Annotated in this window: 4 protein-coding genes; all 4 read right to left on the reverse strand. The window is 66.1% G+C overall.

The window, feature by feature from the left end; genetic code table 11:
- The coding region (locus AC08OP_RS22080) for an alcohol dehydrogenase catalytic domain-containing protein (RefSeq protein WP_476615933.1) at positions 1 to 497 on the reverse strand (497 nt) is incomplete at its 3' end.
- Between the two features lie 234 nt (positions 498 to 731).
- Complete coding sequence (locus AC08OP_RS22085; protein ID WP_476615934.1) at positions 732 to 1,190, reverse strand: WD40 repeat domain-containing protein; 459 nt, start codon at positions 1,188 to 1,190, stop codon at positions 732 to 734.
- Between the two features lie 14 nt (positions 1,191 to 1,204).
- Positions 1,205 to 1,507 carry a DUF6342 family protein gene (locus tag AC08OP_RS22090; protein ID WP_011438859.1) on the reverse strand — a complete coding sequence of 101 codons (303 nt, stop codon included), beginning with the start codon at positions 1,505 to 1,507 and terminating at the stop codon, positions 1,205 to 1,207.
- Between the two features lie 843 nt (positions 1,508 to 2,350).
- Entirely contained in the window at positions 2,351 to 3,754 is a 1,404-nt protein-coding gene (locus AC08OP_RS22095; RefSeq protein ID WP_476615935.1) for a UvrD-helicase domain-containing protein, read from the reverse strand.
- Between the last annotated feature and the right edge of the window lie 292 nt (positions 3,755 to 4,046).

Genomic DNA, 4,046 nt, shown 5'->3' on the forward strand with positions numbered 1-4,046 from the left:
TTGCCGGCCAGCACGCCGACCTCGTAGCCCGTCGGCAGCGAGTCGGCGAGGAAGATGGCCTGCTCGTTGGCCACGTTCGCCGGCACCGCGTACAGCGAGGTGTCGGCATAGGGGACCCGGGCGAACTCGGCCTGCGTCCCGTCGATCAGATGCCCGAAAATCCAGCCGATGCCCCCGACGGTCTGGCAGTGCGAGGGAATTCCCCGCTGGCAGTACTCGCAGCGGCCGCACTTCGTGATCGCTGGAACGAGCACCCGGTCACCGACCTGGAATGCCGTGACCGCGTCGCCGACCTCGATGATCGTGCCGACGGCCTCGTGGCCGAGGATGCGGCCGTCGGTCACGGTCGCGACGTCGCCCTGAAGAATGTGCAGGTCGGTCCCGCAGATCGTGGTGGTGTCGACCCGGACGACGACGTCGCCAGGCTCCTGGATCGTGGCGTCGGGAACTTCCTCCCACGACTTCTTGCCCGGCCCGTGGTATACCAGCGCCTTCATCGGTACCTCCTGTTGTTCTGATGTAGGCTCCGGGGCCGTTCGCTCCTGGAGCCCTTCGCGCGACCCCGGATCAGACCCTAGTAGCGTGCAGCTCCCGCGACTGTTGCGAAATCGGACCATTGGCAGCGGCCACCGGGTTGTCCGCAGGTGGAGTGCCCCGGATCCGGGACACTTACGGCACCCACAGGTCCCAAGCGTTCACAGGTCCCAAGCGTTCACAGGTCCCGGACGCGCTTACAGGTCCCAGAGGACGGTGACGCGGTCGGCGCCGGCGGTGGCCAGCAGGGTGCCGTCCGGGCTGAACGCCACCGCCCGCGCCCACTGCTGGTTGATCCGCCGGCCGTAGCCGACGGCGGCGACGAGCCGCGGCGGGTCGGGGAACGCCAGCTGCCACAGCCGGACGGTGGTGTCGGTACCCCCGGTGGCGACCAGCGGCATCGTCGGGCTGAACGTGACGCTCATCGGGTGGCCGCTCTTTTCCTTCAGCGCCTTGAGGGGCCGGTCAGCGATGCAGGTGTAGACGTACCACTGGTTCGTGCCTCGCTTGCGGCGCCGCTGGATGCGGAACCCCAGGAAGTCGAACCCGTCGCTCGTGTGCACTACCCGGGTCTTGGCTGCTGACAGCCGCAGACCCAGCGGGGCGAGCACGGCAGCGACGTCCGTGCCGGGGTGGGCGCGGCGGCGCCGGCCCACCCCGAGCTGTCGGGCTACTCGTAGGACAGGTTCGACTGCCCTTCGATCACGCGGCCAGCGATGTAGAGGTCTCCGTTGGAGTCCAGTATCGCGATGATCTTTTTCTGGTTGCCGTGGTGGGTCGTGAAGAAGATCTTGTCGGCTTCCTGAGAGGTGGAGTAGTTTGTGTTGACCGAGAGTTCGATGCTCACCGGCGAGCTGATGAGCACATCCTTCTTGGGCGAGTTCGGGTACTTCTGGTTCTGCCTCAACCTGATTCGGCCGTGGGTGTCGCCCTCATCCCAGTCCGTGGCCAATCCGAGGTCAATTTCCGCCATGGTCTTCTCCATTCTAGTTTGTGTGGGAAACCTCTCCTGGTTGGAGTAGGTTTGTATGGTTTCGAGAAAAACCTGGCCATCGGCAAACAGGAGTCAGCAGGAGGCATCTCCGCGTGTGCCGGCGTGGAGATAACACCGCACGTTCCGGCCGGAATTTTCTCGACTGCCGGCCGCGCTCCTGGCCAATTTTTCTACCCGATCGGACCAGTAAACGGGTGCGTGGACGTCTCAATAGACAGGAACGATCGCTTCTTTGATCTCAGTATTCCCTGTTCCGGATGGGGCCGTTCAACCATCCGAGTCACAGGCATGAGCGCCACAACACCTCTCCCCCCAGAGCCAGTGATGGAATCGCACCTCGCGTACGCAGCGTCACATGCCGGAGACGGTGGCGCGCGGATATTACCCAAATATATCAAATCTAGTTAACCACTGTCCGCTTTTGGGTGGAATTGAACCGAAGTGTATGCGATGGTGATAAGGCGTAATCGCGGGTCGGGTCGGGAAGGAGGCCCGGATGCGCGGGAAATTTGGGTCAATCTCCGTCCACAGGCCAGGGCTGACCAGCTTCGAAGTGGACCCGGAATTGTGTACACACGGCATCCCTGGGTGGAGCGGCCCGTCGGAGGGCCGGGCACCGGCCCGCACGGCGGTCGAGCGTCGGGTCCGCGGCGGCTTCAGTGTCGCGGCGGTGACGTGCTTGCCCTCGATCGCGTTGGTGTCAAACCGCAGGAATGACCGGTGCACCGGGCCGATCCCGTTGCCGACCCGCAGGTACTCGTAGATGTCGTAGTTCGTTGTCGGGGACGTGCTGACCACGAAAGCGGGATCGTTCCAGAGTTCCTACCTGGAGCTGTGCCCGATCTCGGCGGGGATCGAGTGGTCCGAGTCGGGTACCTCGCGAATACCGGCCCACACGCTGTCTCGTGCCCTCGTGATGGCCACGTACATCTGTCGGCGTTCCAACTGGGTACGCTCGCGAAACGCGTCGGCCGACTCGGACGGCCGCCACGGCTTCGGGAAGAGGTTGCGGTCGGGAATACAGACGTGGGCGAAGTCGAGGCTCTTGACCCGGTGGTACGTCCCGACCTTGACCGCCTCACAGCTGGTTCCGTCATATTCCTTGAGGGAAACCGCTGGAATGCCCCGATCGGTGAGGACGCGCAGCCACCGCGCAGCCGCGGCGTTCGTCGGCACGAGCACCGCCATATCGCCGTAACGGACGTTCCGATTGTCATGGAATTCCACGAGGTGTTCGCAGAGCGCCGCATCCTGCGCCACGGTGCCCGACACCGTGACCTCGCGGATCTCGCCTCCCGGCCGGTCGACGTCGACCTCGCGCCGCCCGCGTTCCTGGACGCCGTCGAGGTCGTCGAAGCTGTCGTCGGCGACTACCGCCTGGGCGTAGCGCAGGATCTTCTCGCGATTACGGTAGTTTCTCCCGAGCACGGTGGAGCGTCCGACGACGGCGACGCCGGCCTCGGCGAGGGTGAAACCGCCGGGATAGATGGACTGCTGGCCATCGCCGACCACGAGCAGGCCGTCCGGCTTGTCGCCGACGAAGGCATGCAGCAGTTGCAGACCGACGCACGTCAGGTCCTGTACCTCGTCAACGATCACCGCGTCGTACCGGGTGCCGGAACTCTCGCGCACCAGGTCGCGAGCCAGGAGCAGCACGTCGTCGCGATCGAGGACGCCGCGCTCTGTCCGGAGCTGCTCGTACCGTTCGTACAGCTCCCACACCGCACGTCGGTGGGTCGGTTGCAAGGGAGTGCTGCGCCCGACGCGTGCCAGCTTGGCGTACTGCTCGAAGTCGGTCAGGCCTCGGCCCTTGACGACTGTCGCGATCTCGTCCTTCCAGTACCCGGGAGCCAGGCCGAGCCCGGGCAGAACCGAGAACTGCCCGACCTGCCCCCAGGCGCGCCAGAAACAGGTGTCGGCGACCTCCTGCTGGTGTCGGTCTGCCAAGCCGTGTTCGCGAAGACAACGTGCGGCGACGGCGTGGACGGTGGCGAACTCGATCCGGTCGACGTGCTCGGGGGCCATCCGGGTCAGCAGGGCGCGGTAGACCGGCCCCAGCGTGCGCACCAGCGAGGTAAACAACACCCGTTCCCCGCGGGCGGCCAGATACTTGGCGCGGTGCAACGCGACGACCGTCTTGCCGGTACCGGCCGCGCCGCGGACGCGGGCCGGACCCGACCACTGCCGGCCGGCCAGGCGGGCCTGCGTCGGGTGCAGCCAGGTCATCCACGTCTCGATCGGCTCCCGGGCGGCGGCGTCGAGAAGTTCTTGCCACAGCTCCTCGCGGCTCAGCAGGGCATCCTGATCTGGTGGAACCGATTGCTCGGGCGGCGACAGCGGCTCGGAAGAAATCGGACGCCCGGCCGGAGCTGGACAGTAGGCCCGAGTGGGACGCTCGATAGCGGCTGGGCTTCCGGTCGCGGCCGTACCGTTCGAAGAGGGACCTGCCCGGCGCGCGACCGGACGGCGGACAGACCGTGAGGTCGGCGCCTCGGTGACCGTGACGACCGTGGTGGCG

Source organism: Frankia sp. CeRuru1 (assembly GCF_977966315.1).